The organism is Janthinobacterium sp. BCJ23, assembly GCF_059617945.1.
Genome location: NZ_JCAQAW010000001.1, coordinates 755,287 through 779,159 on the forward strand (window position 1 = coordinate 755,287; position 23,873 = coordinate 779,159).

Consider the following 23,873-nt stretch of genomic DNA (forward strand, 5'->3'; position numbering starts at 1 on the left):
TTTCGTTCAGTGCTAGGCTGGCGTACGAGAAATATTCACCACGAAAAAACCATGCCCTTACTGCTACCCCTGTCCAGCATTGCGCTGGCCCTTGCCCTGTACGCCAGTCCCGTCCTGGCCATCGAAGGCCATTACCAGACCAAGACGCCATATGCGCCGCAGCAGGACCCGGCCACCTATGCCGCGCCGCCGGCCGGCTTCCAGCCCATCTACACGCAACTGGTGGCGCGCCACGGCTCGCGCGGCTTGACCGGCATGAAGAGCGACGCGGCCCTGTATGCGATGTGGCAGCAGGCCGCCGCGCAGGATGCGCTCACGCCGTTGGGGCGCGAACTGGGTCCCGACATCCTGGCCCTGATGAAGGCCAACGCGCTGCTTGGTTATGGCGTGGCCGGCATCGAGAAACCCGGCTACGGCAATCTGTCGCAGACGGGCATCGAGGAACATCGGCAGCTGGCCGTGCGCATGCTGGCGCGCCTGCCCGCCCTGTTTGCGCAAGTGGGCCAGGACGCAGCGACGGCGCCGCGCCAGCTCGTCACCATCGATTCCGGCGTGGACCGCGCGCGCGACAGCGCCCGCTTTTTCACGCAGTCGCTGCTCGAGCACGCGCCCGCGCTGGCGCCCTTGCTCTACCTGCCGCCCGCGCCGGCGCCGTATCCGCAGGGACGCAAGGCGGTACCGCAAGCGGATGGCGTCAACCGCTTCCTGCTGTACGCGCACAAGCTGGCGCCGCGGACGGATCTTGTCGCTGATCGCGCCAACCCGTATTACGCCACCTATGCCGCCAGCCAGGCCTACCAGTACTACGAAAGAACCAAGCAGCTGCACGCGCTGATGGATGCCCCCGCCAGGCTGCCTGCGGCGGCCGCGCATGCGCGCCACGTGCTCGAGCGGCTGTTTGCGCCCGCCTTCCTCGACCAGCTCGAGCGCGGCGCCGCCAGCTATGCGGACACGGGCAGCTACACCTTCACCAGCGCGGACGGCCAGCTCACGCGCACCATGACGGGCAGCGGCAAGACCGCCATCCGCAGCCTGAATGCGGCCGCGACAAAACTATATGAACTGTATGCGATCGCCGCCGGCATGCGCCATGAAGTGCCGGCCGATTTCAGCCGCTACATGCCCGCCGAGGATGCACGCTACTACGTCGATATCGCCGACCACGAGGATTTTTACCAGAAAGGACCGGGCAGCACGGCCAGCGCAGGCGTGACCTGGCGCTTCGCGCTGGCCTTGCGCGACGATTTTTTCAAGGAAGTCGATGCGCTGGCCAGCGGCGATGTGCGCCACGCGGCCAAGCTGCGCTTCACGCACGCCGAAATGATCATCCCGCTCGCGTCGGCCATGGGCTTGAAAGAGGCGCTGGCACCGCTGCCGGCATCGGCCAGCGACATCCATGACGGCCCTCGATGGCGCGGCCAGAGCATCTCGCCGCTGGCGGCCAACATGCAGTGGGATGTGTACCGCAACGGCGCAGGACAACTGATCGTGCGCCTGCTGTACAACGAAAAGGAAACCGATTTCCAGGCCGCTTGCGACGGCACGCGCATCGCGCCCGGCAGCGTCTTCTACGACTATGCGGGACTGAAAGCCTGCTACGGCCACGTGGCAACGCCGTAGGCACAAAAAAAGCCGCCAGCTTATGCAACTGGCGGCTTTCGACCATCATGTAGCAAGCAGTTACTGCCAGGCTTCCTTGCCCTCGCGCGGCTTGCCCACCATCAGCAGCGCGCCCAGGGTCAGCACGGCCGCCAGCGACAGGTAGTAGCCCACGTATTGCAAGCCGTAGTTGGTGGCCAGCCAGGTGGCGATGTACGGCGCCAGCGAGGCACCGAGGATGCCGGCCAGGTTGAACGTCAGCGAGGCGCCCGTGTAGCGCACTTCGGGCGGGAACAGCTCGGACAACATGGTGCCCAGCGGTCCGTAGGTCATGCCCATCAGGCCCAGGCCGACGGCCATGAAGACGGTCACTTCCCACGTCACGCCCGAACCGAACATCGGCGCGAGCACCAGGCCGAAGATGGCGATGGCGACGGAGACCCAGATCAGGGTGGCGCGGCGGCCGCGGCGGTCGGCCAGCACGGCCGAGAATGGAATCGTCAGGGCGAAGAACAGCACGGCAAACAGCTGCACGATGAGGAATTCCTTGCGCGTGAAGCCCAGCTTGGTCGTGCCCCAGCTCAGTGCGAACACCGTCATCAGGTAGAACAGCACGAAGGTGGCCAGGGCGATGATGGTGCCCAGGAACAGCATGCGGCCATGCTGGCGGAACACGGTGGCGACCGGCAGCTTGACGACTTCGTTCTTGTCGATGACTTTCTGGAAGTCCGGCGTTTCCGTGATCTTCAGACGCACGTACAGGCCGACGATGACCAGCAGCGCGCTGGCCAGGAACGGGATGCGCCAGCCGTAGCTGAAGAACTGCTCATCGGTCATCGTTTCGCTCAGCAGCAGGAAGATGCCGCCCGACAGGAAAAAGCCGATCGGCGCGCCCAACTGCGGGAACATGCCGTACCAGGCGCGTTTGCCCGGTGGCGCGTTTTCCGTGGCCAGCAGCACCGCGCCGCCCCACTCTCCGCCCAGGCCCAGGCCCTGGCCGAAACGGCACAGCGCCAGCAGCAGCGGCGCCAGGGTGCCGATGGCGGCATACGTCGGCAGCAAGCCGATGATGACGGTCGAGATACCCATGGTCAGCAAGGCTGCGACCAGGGTGGCCTTGCGGCCGATACGGTCGCCGAAGTGGCCGAACACGGCCGAACCGATGGGGCGGGCGAAGAAGGCGATGGCGAACGTGGCCAGCGACTGCAGCACGGCGGCCGACGGGTCGCCGGCGGGGAAGAACAGTTTCGGGAACACCAGCACGGCGGCGGTGGCGTAGATATAAAAGTCGAAGAACTCGATGGTGGTGCCGATCAGGCTGGCGAACAGCACCGTGCCGGGGGAATTTTTCTTGGGGGGGGTGCTCATTTACTGCGCTCCTTGGGGAGGGTGTCTAAAGGCCATTCTCTGGATGTTTTTTCAGGCAGCAGCACAGCACGTTGTCTAGGCGCGCGGTTCACATATCATAGCTGTGCTCGGGCGTAATTGCTGCGAATTTGCTATTAAATTCGCAAACAAATTCCACGCCGTAACACGCCGTTGTTAACGGCAGACAACGGTGTACCAACGCGCGCTATCGCGCCGTGATCAGTGCTGATTTAGAGAAACAACGGTCGTGCGCCATCCGGTTACCCGGGGCACGGCAGGAAAGGCGTCAGGGGGTGGGCGACGTGTATCAGGCCCGGCGTATCGCCAGGCATTCCGTACCAGACCCGCGCGTCGGCATCGCGGCATCGGTCATTTGTGGTGAATCCTTGCCTGCGGCCCCTCCGGGTGGAGCGGGCCGGCGATGATCGCGCTGCATCCCTAAGGATGCGGTTGATCTTGCTGTAAGCGGCTTATGATACGCGCAGTGGTGCGGTGCGGCAAGAAGTTGTGTTGGAGCATGTGCGGTGATGTCGGCTTACGCTGCGCTAAGCCGACCTACGCATCAATCAATGCAAAAGCCTGCTCAATCTCGCGGCTGTCGAGCGGGCGCACGAGGCGCGCCACTTCCTGGCCATCCTTCAAAAAAACCAGGGTCGGCCACAGCTTCACCCGGAACGCGCGTCCCAGCGCGCGGCCGGGGCCGTCTTCCACGCGGATATGCGGCACGCCAGAGTGCTGCGCAAACGCGGCGGCCAGCGGCGCCTGGGTGGCGCGGCAGTGACCGCACCAGCCCGTGCCGAATTCCAGCAGGGCCGGCCCGGTCAAGGCGTCGATCTCGGCGCGCGTGGGTTGTGCTACGGAATACGGGTCGTTCATCATGTCAGTCTCCTTGAGAACTTAGACCACTTTCACGCGCAAGGTGCCCAGGCCATCGATGGCGCCCACCAGCTCGTCGCCGCGCTGCACGGCCGCCACGCCGGCCGGCGTACCCGTGTAGATCAGATCACCCGGCTGCAAAGTGAAATAGGTCGACAGGTCGGCGATGGTTTCAGCCACGTTCCAGATCAGCATGTCGATGGTGCTCGCCTGGCGCAGCTCGCCGTTCACGTGCAGGGTGATGGCGGCATGGCCAATGTCACCCGCCTGCGCGGCCGGGGTGATGGGGCCGATGGGCGCCGAGTGCTCGAAGGCCTTGCCCGTGTCCCACGGGCGGCCCAGTTTTTTCGCTGCGCCCTGCACGTCGCGGCGCGTCATGTCCAGGCCGATCGCATAGCCCCACACGTGGCTCAGCGCGTCGGCCACGCCGATATCGCTGCCGCCCTTGCCGATGGCCACCACCAGTTCCATCTCGTGCTGGAAATCCTGCGTCTGCGCCGGGTACGGCAGTTCGCCCGTCGTGCCCGCAGGCACGGGCAGCACGGCATCGTTTGGTTTCATGAAGAAAAACGGCGCCTCGCGGCCCGTGTGGCCCATTTCCTTGGCGTGGTCGACGTAGTTGCGGCCCACGCAATAGATGCGGTGGACGGGAAAGCTGTCGGCGCTGCCCGTGACGGGAACGCTGGGCTGGATCGGTGCGGGAATGACATACGACATGAAAACTCCTGATCGGCACGATAAAAAAGCGGTGATGAAAAAGGGACACCGCAGTGTCCCCCATTTTACGACAAGCTTACTTCAGCAGGCCCGAGCGGCTCGGGTCCGGCATGCGGATGGCGACGATGAAGGAAATCAGGCACATGACGGTCACGTACCAGTAGAAATACTCTTCCACGTGCCAGGCCTTGAACTGCAGCGCCACGTATTCGGCCGAACCGCCGAACATGGCGTTGGCGACCGCATACGACAGGCCCACGCCCAGCGCGCGCACTTCGACGGGGAACATTTCCGCCTTGATCAAGCCGCTGATCGACGTGTAGAAACTGATGATGGCCAGCGCAATGACGATCAGGCCAAACGCCGCGTACGGGCTGGTGATGTCTTTCAGGGCATGCATGATCGGCAACACGCACAGGGTGGCCAGGCCGCCGAAGAACAGCATCGAGGTACGGCGGCCGATGCGGTCGGACAAGGCGCCGAACACCGGTTGCAGAATCATGTAGACGAGCAGAGCGCAGGTCATGACGGCGCTGGCCGTCTTGGTGTCCATGCCGGCCGTGTTGACCAGGTATTTCTGCATGTAGGTGGTAAACGTGTAGAACACGAGCGAGCCGCCGGCCGTAAAGCCCAGCACCGTGATGAAGGCGCGCTTGTGCTTGAGCAAGCCGCGCAGGCTGCCCGCATCCTTGTCCTTGCGCTCGCTGGCGGTGGTCGTTTCCGTCAGGGATTTACGCAGGTTCAGCGACACGAGAGCCGCCAAGGCGCCAAAGACGAACGGGATGCGCCAGCCCCAGGCACGCAGCTCTTCCAGGGTCAACAGTTGCTGCAAGACCACCAGCACCAGCAAGGCCAGCAGCTGGCCGCCGATCAGGGTCACGTACTGGAACGAGGCGAAGAAACCGCGCTTGCCCGATTCCGACACTTCGCTCATGTAGGTGGCGCTGGTACCGTATTCGCCGCCCACGGACAAGCCCTGGAACAAGCGTGCCACGAGCAGCAGGAACGGGGCGAAGGCGCCGATGGTGTCATAGGTCGGCAGCACGGCGATCATCAGGGAACCGCCGCACATCATCAGCACGGAAATCATCATCGACTGGCGGCGGCCGTATTTGTCGGCGATGCGGCCGAACAGCCAGCCGCCCACCGGGCGCATGAGGAAGCCCGCGGCGAAGATGCCTGCCGTCTGCAGCAGCTGCGTCGTCGGGTTACCGGAAGGGAAGAACGCGTGCGAAAAGTACAGCGCGCAGAACGAGTAAATGTAGAAGTCGAACCATTCGACCAGGTTACCGGAGGAAGCGCCAATGATGGCCTTGATGCGCTGCCGGGAAGTCAGCTGCGCAACGTCATGCGGAGTATCGTGGGATGTCATATCAGTCTTCTTGTTCGTGTGAAAAAGCCAACGCCAGCCCGGTTGCCCGGGCTGGTTTTGCATCATACGCCCTTGATCAGAGTCAAAAAGCCGCCCGGCATACGCGTTAATACGTATCGCTGGTAACTTTTTTTCGCCTGCGGGCGTGTGGAATCAGACCCGTTCCAGCACCAATGCAATACCCTGTCCCACGCCGATGCACATGGTGCAGAGCGCATAGCGGCCGCCCGTGCGGTGCAGCTGGTTGACGGCCGTCATGGCCAGGCGCGCACCGGAGGCACCCAGCGGGTGGCCGAGGGCAATCGCGCCGCCGTTCGGATTGACGCGCGCATCGTCGTCGGGCAAGCCCAGCTGGCGCAGCACGGCCAGGCCTTGCGCGGCAAACGCTTCGTTCAGTTCGATGACGTCGAAGTCGGCCAGGGTCAAACCCGTCATGGCCAGCACTTTCAGGGTGGCGGGCGCAGGGCCGATGCCCATGATGCGCGGCGCCACGCCGGCCGTCGCCATGGCCACGACACGGGCGCGCGGTGTCAGGCCAAAACGGGCCGCGTTCGCCTCGTCGGCCAGCAGCAGCGCCGCCGCGCCATCGTTGACGCCCGAGGCGTTGCCGGCGGTAATCGTGCCGTCCGCGCGCACGACAGGCTTCAATTTGGCCAGGATCTCCAGGGTGGTGGCGCGCGGGTGCTCGTCACGGGCAACGACGATGGGATCGCCTTTCTTTTGCGCGATGCTGACGGGACAGATTTCACTGTCGAACACGCCCGCCTGCTGCGCCGCCAGGGCCTTGACCTGGCTGGCCAGCGCGAACGCATCCTGGTCCGCGCGGCTGATACCGAAGTCGGACGACACGTTTTCCGCCGTTTCCGGCATCGAATCGACACCGTACTGCGCTTTCATCAACGGATTGATGAAGCGCCAGCCGATGGTCGTGTCTTCCATTTTCATGCCGCGCGAAAAGGCGCTGTCGGCCTTGCCCATGACGAATGGCGCGCGGCTCATGCTTTCCACGCCGCCTGCGATCAGCAAACCCGCTTCGCCGCTCTTGATGAAGCGCGCGGCGCTGCCGATGGCGTCCAGGCCCGAGCCGCACAGGCGGTTCAGGGTGGCGCCCGGCACGCTGTCGGGCAAGCCAGCCAGCAGGGCGACCATGCGCGCCACATTGCGGTTGTCCTCGCCCGCCTGGTTGGCGCAGCCGTACAGCACGTCAGTGACGGCAGTCCAGTCCACATTCGGATTGCGCGCCATCAAGGCACGGATGGGCACGGCGCCCAGGTCGTCGGCGCGCACGCCGGCGAGTCCTCCTCCATAGCGGCCGAATGGCGTGCGCTGGGCGTCGCAGATATAAGCGTGAGTCATGTTCTTTCCTCCAAGAAAGTGATTTGCGTATTGATACTGAATTAACGTCCGTCCGTCAGCGGCACGGCCGTCAACGCTTGCAGCTGTTCAAAACTCAAGCCATCGACCAATTCGACGACCGTGGCGCCGGCGGGCGACAGGTCGAGCACGGCCAGGTCGCTGTAGATGCGGCTGACGCAGCCGATACCCGTGAGCGGATAGGTGCAGGCCTGCACCAGCTTGCTTTCACCCGTCTTGGTCAGCAATTCCATCATGACCCAGGTTTTTTTCGCGCCGATGGCCAGGTCCATGGCCCCGCCCACGGCGGGAATGGCGTCCGGCGCGCCCGTGTGCCAGTTGGCCAGGTCGCCCGTGGCGGACACTTGAAACGCGCCCAGCACGCAGATGTCGAGGTGGCCGCCACGCATCATGGCGAAGCTGTCGGCATGGTGGAAATAGCTGCCACCGGGCAGCAATGTGACGGGCTGCTTGCCCGCATTGATCAAGTCGTAGTCTTCCTCGCCGGGCGCCGGTGCGGGGCCCATGCCGATCACGCCGTTTTCGCTGTGCAGGATGATGTCCGCGCCAGCCGGCAAGTGGTTCGCCACCAGGGTCGGCAAGCCGATACCGAGGTTGACGACGCTGCCTTCATGGATGTCGGCCGCCACACGGGCCGCCATCTGGTCTCGATTCCATTTATTCACTTGATACTCCTCAGGCTGCTTTGAAGCCGGCGGGGCCGGTGGCCGTGCGCGGCACTTGCACGATGCGCTGCACGAACAGGCCCGGCGTGACGACGTGCTCGGGGTCGATGCTGCCCAAGTCAAGCACCTCGTGCACGGAAGCAATGCTGACCTTGGCGGCCATGGCCATGATCGGGCCGAAGTTGCGCGCCGTCTTGCGGTAAGTCAGGTTGCCCCAGCGGTCGCCCTGCTCCGCCTTGATCAGCGCGAAATCGGCGTGGATCGGCGACTCGAACACATACATGCGGCCATCGATCTCGCGCGTTTCCTTGCCCTTGGCCAAGTCCGTGCCATAGCCGGTGGGCGTGAAAAAGCCGCCGATGCCGGCGCCGGCGGCGCGGATGCGCTCGGCCAGGTTCCCCTGCGGCACCAGTTCCAGTTCCAGCTTGCCCGCGCGGTACAGCGCGTCGAACACGTGCGAATCGGCCTGGCGCGGGAACGAGCAGATGATCTTGCGCACTTGCCCGTTTTTCAGCAGGGCAGCCAGGCCCGTGTCGCCATTGCCCGCATTGTTGTTGACGATGACGAGGTCGCGCGCGCCTTGGGCGATCAAGCCGTCGATCAGCTCGGCCGGCTGGCCCGCGCCGCCAAAGCCGCCAATCATGACGGTGGCGCCATCGTGGATATCGGCCAGCGCATCAAGCACGCTGGAACGCAGTTTGTCGATCATTGCGGTCTCCTCCCAATCAAATCCATCTGCCACTTGTTCGTATAACGAACAAATATTCGTATTTAGAACTTATTCGTGAGAATATGCCTGATCGGGGCGCTTGTCAATTTGCCGTTTTCGCCAGCGCCATGGCTATAATTGCCACCTTGACCAATTGGAATTGCCATGACCGCACGCAGCAGCACCTCCGTTCCCGCCGAAGAAACCGTCGATGCCGACGCCGCGCCGCGTCCCGGCGACAGCTATGTGCAATCGTTCGCGCGGGGTCTGGCCGTGCTGCGCAGCTTTGGCGCGGACGCGCCGCAGCAGACCCTGAGCGAAGTGGCGGAACGGGCGCAGCTGACGCGCGCCGGCGCGCGGCGCATCCTGCACACCTTGCTGCATCTCGGTTACGTGGAAGCGGATGGGCGGCTGTTCCGTTTGACGCCGAAGGTGCTCGACCTCGGTTACGCCTATCTGTCATCCTTGCCCGTGTGGACGCAGGCGCAGCCGCTGCTGGAAGAATTGATGCAGACCTTGCGCCAGTCGTGCTCGGCCACAGTGCTCGACGGCGACGACATCGTGTATGTCGTGCGCCTGTCCGCGCACCGCACCATGTCGATCAACCTGGGCATCGGCAGCCGCCTGCCCGCCTACTGCACCTCGATGGGCAGAGTGTTGCTATCGGGCCTGGCGCCGGACGTGCTGCGCGAACGGCTGTCGAAGATGGCGCTGCTGAAAATCACGCCGGCGACCAAGGTCGATGTCGACGTCTTGATGGAAGAGATTGCGCAAGTGCGGCGCCAGGGCTGGTGCCTGGTGCAGGAAGAGCTGGAACAGGGCTTGATCGCTCTGGCCGCGCCCGTGTTCGACCGGGCCGGCAAGGTGGTGGCGGCGATCAACGTCAGCGGCCAGACGGCGGGGCCGTCCGTGGCGCACCTGCTGGAACACAGCTTGCCGAAACTGCTCGATACGGCAAGCCGGGTCAGCGCCCTCGTGCGGGTGCAGCAGTAGCGTTTACTTTTTAAATTTGGCGCAAGGGTCCGGGCGCGGCTGCGCCGGCATCGTTTGCGTCAGGTCGAACGTGCCCTTGTAGCCGGTGGTCCCCTGCTCCAGGTAGCCGATGCTGCGCACGTTCAGTTGCGGGTCGGCCAGCTTCAGCCAGCGGGGTACGCCGATATCCTTGCGCACATGCTCATTGCCGGCGATCAGCACCACGTCGCGCGGCGCCTGGTCGCGGATCAGCTTGGCCATCCAGATATCGCGCGCCACTTGCGCGTTGACGACGCCGCCCACCATCATGTCGGGCAGCATATTGCAGCGGGCCGCCTGCACTTCCTTCTTTTGCCCTTCCAGGATATCGGCCGGCACGGGCGCGGCCAGGTACGTGGCCACCATGGCGGGCGGCATCGACCACTGGATGCCGTCGCGCACGATGCGCGAGGCATCGGCCGGCGACAAATTGCCGGCGACCAGGGTCAGCTGGTAGCTGATGACGAGGTCCAGCACGGGACGGTACACGCTCCAGTCCCAGCGCGGCTGTTCCATCACGCGGATGATGCAGTCGGGGTCGGCGCATTCGCGCGCGGCGCGCGTCAGCAAGTCCTGGTTTTCGCGGTCGAACTGCTCCATGACGATCACGGGACGCCAGCCGGCCGCCAGGCGGCGGCGCAATTCCTCGACCCGCAGGCGCTGGCCTTGCGCATTGTCAGGGACTTCACCAAGCAGCAGCACTTGCGGATTGGGCAAGGCGTCAGCCACGGGCGGGGGTGGGGGCGGCGCCGCCTTCTTCAGCAGGCTGCCGCAGGCGGCCAGCGCCAGCATGCTGCACAGCAGAGCGGCGCGCGCGCCGGCACGGAAAATCACGGTGGTCATGTAAGCGGTATCCAAAGTGGCGATGCGCCAGATTGTACCGCCTCAGGCCGGCGCGGGCAGCTTGCGGCGCTCCAGCACTTCAAACACCGCCATGCCTGCCAGCATGGCGCCGGCAAACATCCACGCCTTCGGCTGGCCCGCCAGCAGCGACACGAGGGCGGGACCGGGACAGAAACCGGCGATGCCCCAGCCCGCGCCAAAGGCCAGGCTGCCCAGCAGCAAGCGCCGGTCGATGTGCCGCGATACCGGCAACTGCATGGGCTCGCCCAGCAGCGACCTGGTTCTCCGCCGCGCCAGCCAGAAGGCGGGCAAGGCCACGCCGATGGCGCCGCCCATCACCAGCGCCAGCGACGGATCCCAGGCGCCGGCCAGGTCGAGGAAAGCGAGCACCTTGGCCGGATTGGACATGCCGGAGACGATCAGGCCCAGGCCAAAGACAAGGCCGCTCAACAGGGAAAGAATCAGTTTATTCATAGGTGGCGCAACAGATAGACGGTGAGGAAACCGGCCGCCATGAAGACACACGTGGCCGCCAGCGAACGCGGGGACAGGCGCGACAGCCCGCACACGCCGTGGCCGCTGGTGCAGCCGGCGCCATAGCGCACACCCACGCCCACCAGCAGGCCCGCCACGATCAGAGCGGGCGTGCCCGCGTCGATCTGCACGGGCGGCAAGGCTTGCCACAGCTGGTACAGCAAGGGCGTGCCGATCAGGCCGGCAAGAAAAGCGATGCGCCAGCCCAGGTCGCCGCTGCGCGGGCGCAGCAAGCCGCCGACGATACCGCTGATGCCGGCGATGCGGCCATTGAACAGGATCAATAGCGCAGCCGCCAGGCCGATCAGCATGCCGCCGGCCAGCGAGGCCCACGGCGTGAAGTGCTGCCAGTCTATGGTCATGGCGGGGTCAGTCCGCTTCGTCATTGAACGGGGCGCGCGGCGCGCAAAATTGCGCGTACAGCACTTGCAGCACGGCCAGCACGGGCGCGCTGGCGACGCGGTAATAAATCTGCTTGCCGTCGCGCCGCGTGGCCACCAGCATCTCTTCACGCAGCACGCCCAGCTGCTGCGACAGGGTCGGCTGGCCGATGCCTACTTTTTGCTCGAGGTCGCTGACGCAATGTTCACCCTGCGACAGCTGGCACAGCAGCATCAACCGGTCGGCATTGCCCATGGCCTTGAGCAGCGAGCTGGCCTTGTAGGCCGAGCCACGCATGGCGTCGAGGTTGTATTCGGCGTGTTGTGTTGCGACTGTCTCCATCTTGCCCTCCCACAGGCGGTCATGTTGAATAGCGTGCGATAAACAATATACTAATCAATATATTGTTTTCGTGCTGACGATTCGCACAAAAAAACAACAGTGTTTTTTCGTCGATAGCGTGCTTATGCAAAGTGTGCGGCAGCGATCACGTTTACGCTATCAAAATGACAAATATTCGTAATAAAGAGGAAATAAGCGTATCAAAATTGTCACGATCTATGCTGTAATGGGAGAACAGCAGAAAAACCATGATACGCCCCCGTACAGGCGAATTGTCCGTCCATGCGCTAGCCGGTTTCGGCTGCGCCGCGCGGTGAACAACAGGGAGAGCACGATGAGAATCTATCAGTCGTTATGCATGGCCTTGCTGGCGCTGTCGGCCAGCACATGGAGCATGGCGGCAATCAGCGACACGACAGCCAGCAAGCTGCACGAAGCCGGCGAACGCGTGATGATCGATGAAAGCATCAGCTTGAATAATAATCCCGGCTGGGAAACGCCGGACTTGCCGTATGCACGCCTGCTGGCCAGCAGCAGCGCGACGGCGGCACCGCACTGGAGCACCAGTGGCGCGCGCCATGTAGCCCTGGCGCCACCGAGGCCCATGACGGCCGCACCCGCACAGCAAGCCAACGTGCCGGCCCCCGTGCCCGAAGCGAGCATGTACTCGATGTTGCTGGTGGGATTGGGCCTGGTGGCCTTGAGCCTGCACGGCGAAAAACAGGAAAAATTCGATAATTGACGGCGCCTGCACTGGCAAGGCGCTGCTGAAGAACATTCCGCCTGGTGCGGAATGTTTTGTTATGGCGCCATCATTTGTCGAGCAGGCGGCAGACCCGTTCGATGTTCCCCACGGGAATACCCGACTTCAGGGCCCGCGCGATGCAGCCCGCCTTGTCCGGGCCCGAGGCGGAAATGAGCACGAAGGCCGTCACCACCACGCTGATGGCGACGAGGACAATCAGGACACCCTTGACGATATCCCAGTTCATTGCGTCTCAACAATGTCATACGTGAAATCATAATAATGCTTGCCGTCCTCGATGCGGATGGCCAGGCTGCCCCTGAGTCCTTGCAACTGCTCCGTCCCCGTATCGGGCACCACCGTCACCGACAAGGCGGGCACGCCGCGCGTCATCGTGCCGCTGTGCTGCAAATAAAAACTGCCGCGGCGTCCGTCCAGAGTACCCTCCACCCGTTCCAGCGCCACATAGCCTGCCGAGCCGCTCACGCTGGCGCGCGCGCTCAGCATCTCGCCCTGCGCGCTGGCCTCGAGCGCGCCGTGGTAGCGCTTGTCGAGCGACAAGCGTCCCAGTCCCGATTGCGCGGCCGTGTCCGACAAGGTTTGCGGGGTGATGGTGACGTCGAAGGTACCGGTAATGGAAGGCATCAGTGCTCCTTGGAAAATGAAGATGTGGCTGGCGCATCGGGTTCGCTCAGCAGCGCATGCAGTTTTTGCATGGTGGCCCAGTTGCGCGAGGTGACGCCGTCGCCCAGCAGCACGCCCAGCGCCGCCACCACCTTGCTGGCCAGCACGCCATCGGGACACCACGCATATGCGGCCCAGCGCCCCAACGCCAGCGCTTCGGGCTGCCACGACTGCTGCAAGAGCGGCGCCAGACGCTGGATGTCGGCCGGATTGTTCAGCACCAGGGTCAGCAAGCGGGCCGCATCGGCCGCCGGCGCCAAGGTGTTTTGTTCGACCAGCTCGGCAAACTGGCTGGCCGACAGCACCGTCACCCTGGCCGCCACGCCCAGCTTCAGCACCAGCGCTTCCTCGATGCTGGCAGCGGCCTCGGCCGGTGCTACCTTGCCACCGTCATACACGACGTTTCCGCTGTTGAGCACGGTGCGCACCTGCGCAAAACCCAGGTCGCCCAGCAGCTTGCGCAGGTCGGCCATGGCCACGCGCTTGGCGCGGCCCACATTAATCCCGCGCAACAGCGCCACTTGCTGACTGTTTTCTATCTGTGCCATGCTGTCTCCTTGCCTATGCCTGGCTGTTGGTGCTTTCCGGCAACGGCGTCACCGTGGGCAGGCGCAGCAGGAACGCCGCACCCTGCCCCAAGGTGCTGCTGACCGTGATGGTGCCTCCAAACTGCTTGGCAATCAAGTTGAACACGATATTCAAGCCCAGTCCCGTGCCGCCCTGCCCGCGCCGCGTGGTGACAAACGGATCGAACACGCGGTCGAGCATGTCGGGCGCGATGCCGCGGCCGTTGTCGCGCACCTGCATGGCGATCGCGTCGCCATCGCGGCGCACGCCGATATGGATGTTGCCGGCCGTGTCCGCATCAAACGCGTGCTCGACGCAGTTCAACACCAGGTTGGTCAGTACCTGCGCCAGCGCGCCCGGATAGCTGTCGAGCATGATGTCGGGCGGGCAGTCGATATCGATGCTGATGCGCGTCTTTTTCAGGGTCGGCTGCAGGCTCGAGATCACCTCGCCGATATAGTCGCGCAATTCGAACAAACGGCGCGCCTCGCTGACCTGGTCGACGGCGATCTGCTTGAAGCTGTGGATCAGATGGGCGGCGCGGTAGGCATTGTTCATGATCAGCCGCGCGCTTTCGCCAGCCGTTTCCAGGTAGCGCACGATGTCGGTCTTCTTCACGCTGCCGCCGGCCACGGCCGCGCTGATGTCATCGGTGGCTTCCTTCAGCACCGAGGCGCTGGTCAGGGCGATGCCGACCGGAGTGTTGATTTCATGCGCCACGCCGGCTACCAGGCTGCCCAGCGAAGCCAGGCGCTCCGATTGCAGCAACGATTCCTGCGTGCGGCGCAGCTCGTCCATGGCCTGCGCCGTTGCCTGCTGCGAACGGCGCGCCATGTCTTCCGCCTCGCGGCTGCCCTCGATGATGGACTTGAGCTTGCGCTGCACGGCATTGAAGCCGCGAATCACGTCGCCCAGTTCGTCGCGCCGGTTTTCCGGCAGCTCTTCGACCTCGTCGCTGCCGCGCGTGGCCAGGTCGAACAAGCCGTCGCGCAACTGTTTCAGTGGCTCGAAGACGATGCGCAGGCTCAGCGCCAGGGCGCCCACGAGGATGATGTCAAGCAGCAACACTTCCAGCACCTTGCGCCGCACTTCGGCATGCAGGGCCGCATCGATCTGCGCGCGGCTGAAATTGACGATGACCTTGCCGACGATCACCGGCTTGCCGCCCGTGGCCGCCGCCACGGCGTCGCGGAACACCAGCGGCGCCTCGACGGGCGTGCCGCCCATGGCCACGTCGGCGCTCAAAGGTACCAGGGTGCCGCCCGCGTCGCGCACCTCGCCCGCGAACAGGCCGACCGAGGCGTCGTAGACGCGGATGCCGACCAGTTCCGGCGGCAGCATTTCGGCCGCGACGATGCTGTCGACCTTGGATTTATCGAGGTCCCACAGGGCGGAGGGCAAGCTCGTCTGCAAGCGCGTGAGCACGCCGCTGCGCAGGCGCGCGCTGCCCGATTCGAGTTCTTGGCTCAGTGTATATTGGGTATAGCTGCCGGAAATGCCCAGCACCAAGGTGACGATCACGACAAAAAGCAGGGTCAGCCGGACTTGGATACTCGCCATCAATCAACACTCCCCGGGCCAGGCCTGCCGCCGGCCCGCGGCGCGGGCGCAGATACGTCGGTAATACAAGGGCCTGAATCAAATGTACGGTATGACATGCTTATTGGCAAGATTTACAGTATTTCCACTTTCGATAGGGACTTTGATGCAGGTTGAGACATTGCGGCATGGCAATGGTAATATCCCGCAATCATCTAAGGAGTCGTCATGGCGGTCACGCATCAACATCTACCCCTGGAACAAGTTCGTCCCGGCATGATCTTGTCGGATGTCTTGCTCGATGCGCATGGACAAGTGCTGTTGCCGCAAGGCGCCGTATTGACGGAAAACATGCTGGCCCTGATGCCCCGCCACAACATCGACATGCTGCCGATCCAGGCGCCGCCCCCTACTCCGGAAGCAATCGCCGCGCAGCAGGCGGCCGACAGCGAACGGCTGGCCTACCTGTTCCGCAAGCATGATCCCGACGATCCCCTGGACGCGGCCACCACCTTGCTGCGCAGCTATGTCACGGCGTACCGCCTGGGCACGGGAGAGTCCGCATGAGCACGCAGCTGACGCTCGACGATATCGTTGCCCACCTCGATGACCTGCCTTCCTTGCCCGCCGTCGTCATGGAGCTGCTCAACAGCATCGATCAGGAAGACGTCGATATTTCCGTGCTGGCCAAAAAAGTGTCGTACGACCAGGCATTGACGGCGAAAACCCTGCGCCTGGCCAATTCATCCCACTATGGCTTGCAAGTGAAGGCCACCACCATCCAGCAGGCGATCACCTACCTGGGCTTCCAGACGACGCGCAGCCTGATCACGTCGGCTGCCATCACCGGTTGCTTCCCGGAAGGACGCTGCCCCGGTTTCGACGACAAGGCCTTCTGGCGTCATTCGGTGGCGACGGCCGCCTGCGCCAAGGTGCTGGCGCGGCAGATCCGTTTCAACCAGGATTACGCGTTCACGGCCGGCTTGCTGCACAACATCGGCCGCCTGGTGCTGGTCAGCAGCTTTCCCGCGCACTACGCGCAAGCCATCGCGCACCAGGCCGCGCACGATTGCAGCCTGCTCGAAGCGGAGCAGGCCGTGCTGGGCGTGGGCCACGTGCAGGCGGGCGTGGCCCTGGCCGAACACTGGAATTTTTCCGACACCATGCGCCTGGCGCTGGGCAACTACCTGCAGCCGGAAACGCCGGGGGCAGGCTTTCTCGCGTCGCTGATCCACGTGGCCAATGCGGTTGTTTGCGCGCTCGACCTGGCACAGGCGGGCGACGACATGGTGCCGCGCGTCTCGCCGGTGGCCTGGGATGCGCTGGGCCTGGGCGAAGACGCGTATCTGCAGCTGTTCCGCGAAACGGAGCTGCGCTACGACGAAATCACCTCGGCACTGCTGAGCTAAGCAATATCCTCACAATGCCGCAAACGCAAACGGCCCTCGCTGCGAAGCGAAAGCCGTTAGGGGTACGACGGTCGGTCCATGCTGCCCGGTCCACGCCAGCCTGTTGCCGCCAGCAGCTACGCAAGCGGCACAGTCAGCGTACAACCGCCACATCAGTGCGCGTAATTCGATTCTTGCGCATCGCCGCGGTCTTCCGCTTTTGGACGGCCCTGGGCGTCGGACAGACGGTACTTGGTGCGGCGATCGCCCATCAAGTCGCGCAGGTCGCGGATGCTCATGCCCGTTACTTCGTGCATGCGGATCAGCAGCGAGGCGCCAACCGGCAAGCGGTGGTGGCGGATCTTGCTGATGACCGGTGGCGCCACTTCAAGCAGACGCGACAGGGCTGCATCGTTCTTCAGCTGCATCTTGCTCAGCAGAATATCCAGCAGGTGGTTCGGGTTGTAACTCTCTTGCGATGCTAATGCATGATGTGCCATGATTTTTCCTCGTCTGGTGAATGTAGAAAATAATGCCGATACGAACTTAAGGCTGGCTTAGAGTGTTTAAATAAACGTCTTTCCCACTGATTCAGCCTTCCCCCGCCCTTCCTCCTTATCGCACTGCCCGCACAGGACTCGCACAGCCACGCCCAGCCAACGTACGCAACTTGCCGCGTGAGTAAACAACACTGCAATCCACCAAAATGAATTGCATATAAGACAATATACTAGCCCAAACACGCGGCATCTGCGCCTCGCGCAAACTTCCTGATTGTTAAATATCAATCAAGCTGCTGGTTGGCTTGGCAACGATGCTATTTCAACACATTAGGATGCCAGCGGGCGCACACAAGGCTTTGCAGCAACTTGTTACAAATCAATGGTGACGTACGGCAATAAATGCTTTTGAGCATCACGACACATGGCGGCATATACAAGCGGCAATCTTGTCTGCAAGGTCAGCACGACATGGCCCGTGCCCGCGATTTACGCTAAACTATGGCCTGAACTTGCAGCGAGCCTGCCACCGGGCAGCCAGAGGCGCCCGGCCGGTCATCCACCGCCTCCCGCCCCGAGCGGCGCACGGCGCAAGCCGCCTGCCCAGCTTATTTTCCGCCACACTTATTTGCAGCCACATTTACCGATAAGCGCCTGACTCCATGCAGAAAAAAGTATTCATTAAAACCTTCGGCTGCCAGATGAACGAGTACGACTCGGACAAGATGGCCGACGTGCTGGGCGCCTCCGATGGCCTGGTGCGCACGGACACGCCGGAAGACGCCGATGTGATCCTGCTCAATACCTGCTCCGTGCGTGAAAAGGCGCAGGAAAAAGTGTTTTCCGACCTGGGCCGGCTGCGCGAGCTGAAACTGGCCAAGCCGCACCTGTTGATCGGCGTGGGCGGCTGCGTGGCGTCGCAGGAAGGCGACGCCATCGTCAAGCGCGCGCCGTATGTCGACATGGTCTTCGGCCCGCAAACCCTGCACCGTCTGCCGCAGATGATCGAATTGCGCCGCGCCAGCGGCGATGCGCAAGTGGACATCAGCTTCCCGGAAATCGAAAAGTTCGACCACATGCCGCCGGCCAAGGTGGAAGGCGCTTCGGCGTTCGTCTCCATCATGGAAGGCTGCAGCAAATACTGCAGCTACTGCGTCGTGCCCTACACGCGCGGCGAGGAAGTGTCGCGCCGCTTCGAGGACGTGCTGACGGAAGTGGCGGGCCTGGCCGCCCAGGGCGTCAAGGAAATCACCCTGCTGGGGCAAAACGTGAACGCCTACCGGGGCGCGATGGAAGGCGGCGAGATCGCCGACTTCGCCCTGCTGCTCGAATACGTGGCCGACATTCCCGGCATCGAACGCATGCGCTTCGTCACCAGCCACCCGAAGGAATTCACGCAGCGCCTGATCGACGCCTACGCAAAAATCCCGCAGCTGGTCGACCATTTATATCTGCCCGCGCAGCATGGCTCCGACAAGATTCTCGGCGCCATGAAGCGCGGCTACACGGGCCTCGAATACAAGTCCATCATCCGCCGCATCCGCACCGTGCGCCCGAACATGGCCATTTCCTCCGACTTCATCGTGGGTTTCCCCGGCGAGACCCAGGCTGACTTCGACGCCATGATGAAGCTGATCGCGGACGTGGGCTTCGACAACAGCTACAGCTTCATCTTCAGCAAGCGCCCCGGCACGCCGGCCGCCAGCCTGGAAGACGACACGCCGCACGAGGTGAAACTGGCCCGCTTGCAGCAGCTGCAGGCGGCCATCGACGCCAACACGCGCAAGTACAGCCTGGCCATGGTGGGCACGGTGCAAACCATCCTCGTCGAAGGCCGTTCCAAAAAGGACACCGATGACAGTGAACTGCAAGGCCGCACGGAAAACAACCGCGTCGTCAATTTCGACGCCGGCCCGGACGGTTTGCAATTGATCGGCCAGCTGGTCGACGTGCGCATCACCGAAAGCCATTCCTACACCCTGCGCGGCGAATTGGTCGCCAGCGCCCCCGCATTGAAAAGAGCCAGTTGAAAACCAAAGCCCCGATACAGCCGCATTACTTCATCCCCGAGCCGCTCGATAACACGCGCCTGGCGCACCTGTGCGGACCGCTCGATGAAAACCTGCGCCAGATTTCCGCCGCCCTCGACGTGACGATCTTCCGCCGCGGCGAGAAATTCATCGTCGGCGGCAGCAATGCCGAACGCGCCGTGGAAATCCTCGAGCAGTTCTACGCCATCGCCAACAAGGTCGTGCCGCTCGAAGAAGTGCAGCTGGCCCTAGTGGAACAGCGCGCGGGCCTGTCCGCCGCCTCCGAACACCACGCCAACGCGCCGGCCAGCACCTTCGTCGAACCGGACATCGCCAGCCCCGTGCTGAAAACACGGCGCTCCGACCTGCGCGGGCGCACGCCGCACCAGATCGCCTACCTGCGCGACATCCTCGAACACGACATCAGCTTCGGCGTCGGTCCTGCCGGCACGGGCAAAACCTATCTGGCCGTCGCCTGCGCCGTCGACGCGCTCGAAAGGGACGCCGTCAAGCGCATCATTTTGACGCGCCCCGCCGTCGAAGCGGGCGAGCGCCTGGGCTTCTTGCCGGGCGACCTGGCGCAAAAGGTCGACCCGTATTTGCGTCCCCTGTACGACGCGCTGTACGATTTGCTGGGTTTTGACCGCACGCAGAAGCTGTTCGAGAAACAGGTGATCGAGATCGCCCCGCTGGCCTATATGCGCGGACGCACCTTGAACCACGCTTTCGTCATCCTCGATGAAGCGCAAAACACCACCGTCGAACAGATGAAGATGTTTTTGACGCGCATCGGCTTTGGCAGCAAGGCCGTGGTGACGGGCGACGTGACGCAAGTCGACCTGCACAAGAGCCAGACGAGCGGCTTGATCGACGCCGTGCACGTGTTGAAAGATGTGCGCGGCATCGGCTTCACGCAATTTAACAGCACCGACGTGGTGCGCCATCCGCTGGTCGCACGCATCGTCGACGCCTATGAAACGGCGCAGGCGGCCAATGCCGATGCCGCCCACTTGCCCTCCTTATTGAAACCAGCTGCCGCCAAAAATGTCCGAAAAAAATAAACTGTCCCTATCCGTGCAATACCCGGACACCCGCCTGGAAACCCTGATCACGCGCCCGAAAGTGCGCCGCTGGGTCAAGGCGGCCCTGTTCGCGCCGGCCGAATTCACGATCCGCTTCGTCGACGCGGAAGAAGGCCGCACCCTGAACCGCGACTACCGCGAAAAAGACTATGCCACCAACGTGCTGACGTTCGCCTACAACGAAGGCGAAGAACTGGGCGACGACGAGCCGACGCGCGCCGACATCATCCTGTGCACGGACGTGCTGGAAAAGGAAGCGGCGGAACAGAAGAAGAGCGTGGAAGAGCACACGGCCCATTTGATCGTCCACGGCGTGCTGCATGCGCAAGGCTACGACCACATGGATGACGAGGAAGCCACCGAGATGGAGGGACTGGAAACGGAAATCCTCGCAAAACTCGGCATTACCGACCCGTACAAGGAGTAAGCGCATGGGAACCTGGGCCACCGACGCCTTCGGCAACGACTACGCCATGGATTGGGCGCAGGACTTGCACGAATATAAAACCCTGGAACTGGTCGAGACGACGCTCGACAACGTCATCGACAGCCAGGAAGCGGAACTCGAGGCGCCGTTTGCCGCCGAAGCGCTGGCCGCGCTGGACGTGATCGCGCGCCTCCTGGGCAAGCCGGGAGAAAACGACCCGGCCACCGCGGAAGTAGACGAATGGGTGGCCGCCTGCAAGAAGAAAGTCACGCCGCCGCTGCTGGAAAAAGCGCGCCTGGCCTTCGAGCGCATCACGGCAGAGTCGTCGGAGCTGCGCCAGCTGTGGCAGGACAGCGAGCATTTCGCCGACTGGCAGGCCGACGTGGCGGCCTTGCGCGCGCGCGTGCTGGGCCCGGAAGCGGCGTAAAAGATCGCGCAACGGCGCACTTCAACGTATTAAATTTGCATCAAAAGCGGGGAAATCCGGTATGGCCCCACTTTTGGTGTATCCTATATCCCTTCGCAACAACGGCTCACGCCTCCTATGCCCGAGCACCCTAGTGGCGTCAGAACTGACGTCAAGCCCCACCGGTCACTGTTTGAACGCCTGACCGCACTCATTTCCCCCGAGCCAGAGAACCGTGCAGAATTGCTCGAAGTTCTACACGATGCGCATGAACGCAAGCTGATCGACGCCGACGCCCTGTCGATGATCGAAGGCGTGTTCCAGGTATCGGATCTCTGCGCGCGCGACATCATGATTCCCCGTTCGCAAATGGATGTCATCGACATCAGCAAGCCGATCGAGGAATGGATGCCGGAAGTCCTGTCCACCGCCCACTCGCGCTTCCCCGCGATCGAAGGCGAGCGCGACAAGGTCATCGGCATCCTGCTGGCGAAAGACTTGCTGCGTTATTACGCAGAAGAAACTTTCGACGTGCGCGACATGCTGCGCCCCGCCATCTTTATCCCCGAATCGAAACGCCTGAATGTGCTGCTGCGCGATTTCCGCGCCAACCACAATCACATGGCCATCGTCGTCGATGAATACAGCGGCGTCGCCGGCCTGATCACCATCGAAGACGTGCTGGAACAGATTGTCGGCGACATCGAGGATGAATACGACTTCGACGAAGCCGAGGACAATATCCTCTCGCTCAAGGAAGGCCAGTTCGGCCCCCGCTGGCGTGTCAAGGCATTGACCGAGATCGAACAGTTCAACGAAGAAGTGGGCAGCCATCTGGTCGACGACGACGTCGACACCATCGGCGGCCTCGTGTCGAAGTATCTGGGCCGCATGGCGCACAAGGGCGATATTTTCGACCTCGGCAATCTGCGTTTCGAGGTACTGCGCGCCGATGCGCGCCAGGTGCACGTGCTGCTCGTCGAGCGCCTGCCCAACGTGCCGGAACTGGAACTCTGACATGCGCGTGCTGTAAATGCGTTTCAGACGCGCCGACCCCAACGCCCCCGCCAAACCGCCCCGCAGCACGTGGGCGCGCATGCTGACTGCCGCCGTCGCCGGCGCCGTCGCGGTGCTGGCGTTCGCCCCTTTCGGCTACTGGCCGCTGCAAATCCTCAGCCTGGGCGTGCTGTTCTACCAGGTGCTGCGCGCATCGAACGTCAAGGCCGGCGCGCTGATCGGCTGGGCCTATGGCTTCGGCTGGTGTGCGGCCGGCACGCACTGGCTGTATATTTCCATGCACCGCTATGGCGACATGGCCGCGCCGATCGCCGCCATCGCCGTAGCCTTGCTGGCCCTCTTGATGGCCATTTACGTGGCCCTGGCCATGGGCGCGGCCGCCTGGCTGCGCCAGCGCTGGGTACTGTCGCTGCCCGCCATGACCTTGCTGGTATTGCCCGCCACGTGGACCCTGTTCGAATGGACGCGCGGCTGGCTGTTTACGGGTTTCCCGTGGCTGGCCACCGGCTACGCCCACAATACCAGCCCGCTGGGCGGCTTTGCCCCCATCGTCGGCGCGTATGGCCTGGGCTGGCTGGCGGCGCTGTCCGCCGGCGCCCTGCTGCTACTCACGCACCGCACGCGCTGGTTTGCGCTGGGCGGCGTCATCGCGCTGTACGCGGCCGGCATCGGCTTGCAGTACGTGGCGTGGACCCACCCTGTCGGACGCCCGATCACCGTGCGCCTGCTGCAAGGGAACGTGCCGCAGCAGCAGAAATTCGATCCCGGCTTCGTGCTGGGCGCCCTGCAGATGTACCAGAGCGCCATCACCAGCGCGCCGGCCGACCTGATCGCCACGCCGGAAACGGCCGTCACCGTGCTGCCGCACCAGCTGCCGCCAGGCTATCTGGATAGCCTGGGCACCTATGCACAGCAGACGGGCAGCACGATTTTGGTCGGCATGCCCGTGCTCGACGAGCAGCAGCGCTTCTACAATGCGGCCGTGGGCATCACGCCCAACGGCACGCCGGGACCGTACTACCAGTACCGCAAGCACCATCTGGTGCCGTTCGGCGAATTCGTGCCGCCCGGCCTGCACTGGTTTGTCGCCATGATGGCCATCCCGCTGGGCGACATGGGCCGCGGCGCGGAAGTACAAGCGCCTTTGCCCGTGCGCGACCAGCTGGTGCTGCCGAATATCTGCTACGAAGACTTGTTTGGCGAAGAAATCGCCGGCCAGCTGGCCAGCGCTCACCGCCATGGCAAGCAGTCGGCGTCCGTGCTGCTCAATATCTCGAACCTGGCCTGGTTTGGCGACTCGATCGCCATCCCGCAGCATCTGCAGATTTCGCAGATGCGCAGCCTGGAAACGGGCCGCCCCATGCTGCGCTCGACGAACACGGGCGCCACCGCCGTCATCGACGGCAAAGGCGTCGTGCAAAGCCTGCTGCCGCCGGAGCAGCAAGCGACCCTGGCGGCCAAGGTGCAAGGCATGGGCGGCATGACGCCATACATTCTGTACGGCAACAAACTGGTGCTGGCCCTGGCCGCGCTGGCCCTGCTGACGGCCTTCCTGCTGTCGCGCGCCGCCCGCCGTGGCCGCGCCGCGCAGCAATAAGCGGCCGATATTGCCCGAAGAGTCACAGTGGGCCCGTAAAAACCGCTAAAATTAGCAAAACCCCGGCCCGGACGCGCTGCCAAGCATGCGTCCGGGCTTC

Annotated in this window: 27 protein-coding genes; 11 read left to right on the forward strand and 16 right to left on the reverse strand. The window is 63.5% G+C overall.

Features of this window, described 5'->3' with window-relative positions; translation table 11 throughout:
• Positions 1-51 precede the first annotated feature (51 nt).
• Positions 52-1,620, forward strand: a complete 1,569-nt coding sequence (locus AC54AG_RS03385; RefSeq protein ID WP_496629492.1) for a histidine-type phosphatase — start codon at positions 52-54, stop codon at positions 1,618-1,620.
• A 60-nt stretch (positions 1,621-1,680) separates the two neighbouring features.
• Here AC54AG_RS03385 and AC54AG_RS03390 read toward each other — a convergent pair whose 3' ends face one another.
• The 7 genes from AC54AG_RS03390 to AC54AG_RS03420 form a co-directional block, all read right to left on the reverse strand.
• Complete coding sequence (locus AC54AG_RS03390; RefSeq protein ID WP_070301241.1) at positions 1,681-2,967, reverse strand: MFS transporter; 1,287 nt, start codon at positions 2,965-2,967, stop codon at positions 1,681-1,683.
• 555 nt (positions 2,968-3,522) lie between these two features.
• Entirely contained in the window at positions 3,523-3,846 is a 324-nt protein-coding gene (locus AC54AG_RS03395; protein WP_496629493.1) for a thioredoxin family protein, read from the reverse strand.
• 18 nt (positions 3,847-3,864) lie between these two features.
• On the reverse strand, positions 3,865-4,560 hold the full coding sequence (locus AC54AG_RS03400) for a fumarylacetoacetate hydrolase family protein (protein ID WP_072455094.1): 696 nt from the start codon (positions 4,558-4,560) through the stop codon (positions 3,865-3,867).
• Between the two features lie 76 nt (positions 4,561-4,636).
• Positions 4,637-5,932: an MFS family transporter gene (locus tag AC54AG_RS03405; protein ID WP_496629494.1), complete on the reverse strand. Its 1,296-nt coding sequence runs from the start codon at positions 5,930-5,932 to the stop codon at positions 4,637-4,639.
• 153 nt (positions 5,933-6,085) lie between these two features.
• Positions 6,086-7,288, reverse strand: coding sequence for a 3-oxoadipyl-CoA thiolase (gene pcaF, locus AC54AG_RS03410; protein WP_496629495.1), 1,203 nt, complete (start codon positions 7,286-7,288; stop codon positions 6,086-6,088).
• 41 nt (positions 7,289-7,329) lie between these two features.
• Positions 7,330-7,971 (reverse strand): 3-oxoacid CoA-transferase subunit B, encoded by a 642-nt coding sequence (locus AC54AG_RS03415; protein WP_072455091.1) that lies wholly within the window; start codon positions 7,969-7,971, stop codon positions 7,330-7,332.
• A gap of 10 nt (positions 7,972-7,981) precedes the next feature.
• Complete coding sequence (locus tag AC54AG_RS03420) at positions 7,982-8,680, reverse strand: 3-oxoacid CoA-transferase subunit A (protein ID WP_219327888.1); 699 nt, start codon at positions 8,678-8,680, stop codon at positions 7,982-7,984.
• Between the two features lie 165 nt (positions 8,681-8,845).
• Between AC54AG_RS03420 and AC54AG_RS03425 the strand changes: the two genes are divergently transcribed.
• Positions 8,846-9,673 (forward strand): IclR family transcriptional regulator domain-containing protein, encoded by an 828-nt coding sequence (locus AC54AG_RS03425; RefSeq protein WP_496629496.1) that lies wholly within the window; start codon positions 8,846-8,848, stop codon positions 9,671-9,673.
• A gap of 3 nt (positions 9,674-9,676) precedes the next feature.
• Here AC54AG_RS03425 and AC54AG_RS03430 read toward each other — a convergent pair whose 3' ends face one another.
• Genes AC54AG_RS03430 through AC54AG_RS03445 form a run of 4 tightly spaced genes read right to left on the reverse strand, consistent with a single transcriptional unit; the run spans position 9,677 to position 11,791 of the window.
• Positions 9,677-10,534 carry a ChaN family lipoprotein gene (locus AC54AG_RS03430; protein ID WP_496629497.1) on the reverse strand — a complete coding sequence of 286 codons (858 nt, stop codon included), beginning with the start codon at positions 10,532-10,534 and terminating at the stop codon, positions 9,677-9,679.
• Between the two features lie 42 nt (positions 10,535-10,576).
• Positions 10,577-11,008, reverse strand: coding sequence for a DUF6691 family protein (locus AC54AG_RS03435; protein WP_496629498.1), 432 nt, complete (start codon positions 11,006-11,008; stop codon positions 10,577-10,579).
• On the reverse strand, positions 11,005-11,430 hold the full coding sequence (locus AC54AG_RS03440; RefSeq protein WP_070301235.1) for a YeeE/YedE family protein: 426 nt from the start codon (positions 11,428-11,430) through the stop codon (positions 11,005-11,007). The genes AC54AG_RS03435 and AC54AG_RS03440 overlap by 4 nt, the downstream gene beginning before the upstream one ends.
• Before the next feature lie 7 nt (positions 11,431-11,437).
• Positions 11,438-11,791, reverse strand: coding sequence for an ArsR/SmtB family transcription factor (locus AC54AG_RS03445; RefSeq protein WP_034746789.1), 354 nt, complete (start codon positions 11,789-11,791; stop codon positions 11,438-11,440).
• A 334-nt stretch (positions 11,792-12,125) separates the two neighbouring features.
• On the opposite strand from AC54AG_RS03445, the gene AC54AG_RS03450 reads away from it, so the two are divergent.
• On the forward strand, positions 12,126-12,533 hold the full coding sequence (locus tag AC54AG_RS03450; RefSeq protein ID WP_496629499.1) for a hypothetical protein: 408 nt from the start codon (positions 12,126-12,128) through the stop codon (positions 12,531-12,533).
• A gap of 70 nt (positions 12,534-12,603) precedes the next feature.
• On the opposite strand, the gene AC54AG_RS03455 is transcribed toward AC54AG_RS03450, so the two are convergent.
• Genes AC54AG_RS03455 through AC54AG_RS03470 form a run of 4 tightly spaced genes read right to left on the reverse strand, consistent with a single transcriptional unit; the run spans position 12,604 to position 15,347 of the window.
• The gene (locus tag AC54AG_RS03455) at positions 12,604-12,783 is read right to left on the reverse strand and encodes a hypothetical protein (RefSeq protein WP_034746783.1); all 180 of its coding nucleotides are present in this window, start codon (positions 12,781-12,783) and stop codon (positions 12,604-12,606) included.
• A complete protein-coding gene (locus tag AC54AG_RS03460) occupies positions 12,780-13,181 on the reverse strand; it encodes a DUF3224 domain-containing protein (protein ID WP_496629500.1) in 402 nt (133 codons plus the stop codon). The genes AC54AG_RS03455 and AC54AG_RS03460 overlap by 4 nt, the downstream gene beginning before the upstream one ends.
• On the reverse strand, positions 13,181-13,768 hold the full coding sequence (locus tag AC54AG_RS03465) for a DUF1697 domain-containing protein (protein WP_496629501.1): 588 nt from the start codon (positions 13,766-13,768) through the stop codon (positions 13,181-13,183). The genes AC54AG_RS03460 and AC54AG_RS03465 overlap by 1 nt, the downstream gene beginning before the upstream one ends.
• 13 nt (positions 13,769-13,781) lie before the next feature.
• Positions 13,782-15,347: a sensor histidine kinase gene (locus AC54AG_RS03470; protein ID WP_496629502.1), complete on the reverse strand. Its 1,566-nt coding sequence runs from the start codon at positions 15,345-15,347 to the stop codon at positions 13,782-13,784.
• A 207-nt stretch (positions 15,348-15,554) separates the two neighbouring features.
• Here AC54AG_RS03470 and AC54AG_RS03475 point away from each other — a divergent pair, with 207 nt between their 5' ends.
• Both AC54AG_RS03475 and AC54AG_RS03480 read left to right on the forward strand, forming a co-directional pair.
• Positions 15,555-15,893 carry a hypothetical protein gene (locus AC54AG_RS03475; protein ID WP_257620210.1) on the forward strand — a complete coding sequence of 113 codons (339 nt, stop codon included), beginning with the start codon at positions 15,555-15,557 and terminating at the stop codon, positions 15,891-15,893.
• The gene (locus AC54AG_RS03480) at positions 15,890-16,735 is read left to right on the forward strand and encodes an HDOD domain-containing protein (protein ID WP_496629503.1); all 846 of its coding nucleotides are present in this window, start codon (positions 15,890-15,892) and stop codon (positions 16,733-16,735) included. The genes AC54AG_RS03475 and AC54AG_RS03480 overlap by 4 nt, the downstream gene beginning before the upstream one ends.
• 152 nt (positions 16,736-16,887) lie before the next feature.
• Here the strand turns inward: AC54AG_RS03480 and AC54AG_RS03485 are convergent, their stop codons facing one another.
• The gene (locus AC54AG_RS03485; protein ID WP_034746769.1) at positions 16,888-17,214 is read right to left on the reverse strand and encodes a hypothetical protein; all 327 of its coding nucleotides are present in this window, start codon (positions 17,212-17,214) and stop codon (positions 16,888-16,890) included.
• Positions 17,215-17,876: 662 nt separating this feature from the next.
• Here AC54AG_RS03485 and miaB point away from each other — a divergent pair.
• The 6 genes from miaB (at position 17,877) to lnt (ending at position 23,773) form a co-directional block, all read left to right on the forward strand.
• The gene (gene miaB, locus AC54AG_RS03490; protein ID WP_496629504.1) at positions 17,877-19,244 is read left to right on the forward strand and encodes a tRNA (N6-isopentenyl adenosine(37)-C2)-methylthiotransferase MiaB; all 1,368 of its coding nucleotides are present in this window, start codon (positions 17,877-17,879) and stop codon (positions 19,242-19,244) included.
• Positions 19,241-20,305 carry a PhoH family protein gene (locus AC54AG_RS03495; RefSeq protein ID WP_034746759.1) on the forward strand — a complete coding sequence of 355 codons (1,065 nt, stop codon included), beginning with the start codon at positions 19,241-19,243 and terminating at the stop codon, positions 20,303-20,305. The genes miaB and AC54AG_RS03495 overlap by 4 nt, the downstream gene beginning before the upstream one ends.
• Positions 20,289-20,753, forward strand: a complete 465-nt coding sequence (gene ybeY / locus AC54AG_RS03500; RefSeq protein ID WP_034746756.1) for an rRNA maturation RNase YbeY — start codon at positions 20,289-20,291, stop codon at positions 20,751-20,753. Before AC54AG_RS03495 ends, ybeY begins: the two co-directional genes overlap by 17 nt.
• A gap of 4 nt (positions 20,754-20,757) precedes the next feature.
• Positions 20,758-21,180 carry a DUF4259 domain-containing protein gene (locus AC54AG_RS03505; protein ID WP_496629505.1) on the forward strand — a complete coding sequence of 141 codons (423 nt, stop codon included), beginning with the start codon at positions 20,758-20,760 and terminating at the stop codon, positions 21,178-21,180.
• 117 nt (positions 21,181-21,297) lie between these two features.
• Positions 21,298-22,176: a CorC family transporter gene (locus AC54AG_RS03510; protein WP_034746750.1), complete on the forward strand. Its 879-nt coding sequence runs from the start codon at positions 21,298-21,300 to the stop codon at positions 22,174-22,176.
• A gap of 16 nt (positions 22,177-22,192) precedes the next feature.
• Positions 22,193-23,773, forward strand: coding sequence for an apolipoprotein N-acyltransferase (lnt, locus tag AC54AG_RS03515; RefSeq protein ID WP_496629506.1), 1,581 nt, complete (start codon positions 22,193-22,195; stop codon positions 23,771-23,773).
• Positions 23,774-23,873 lie beyond the last annotated feature (100 nt).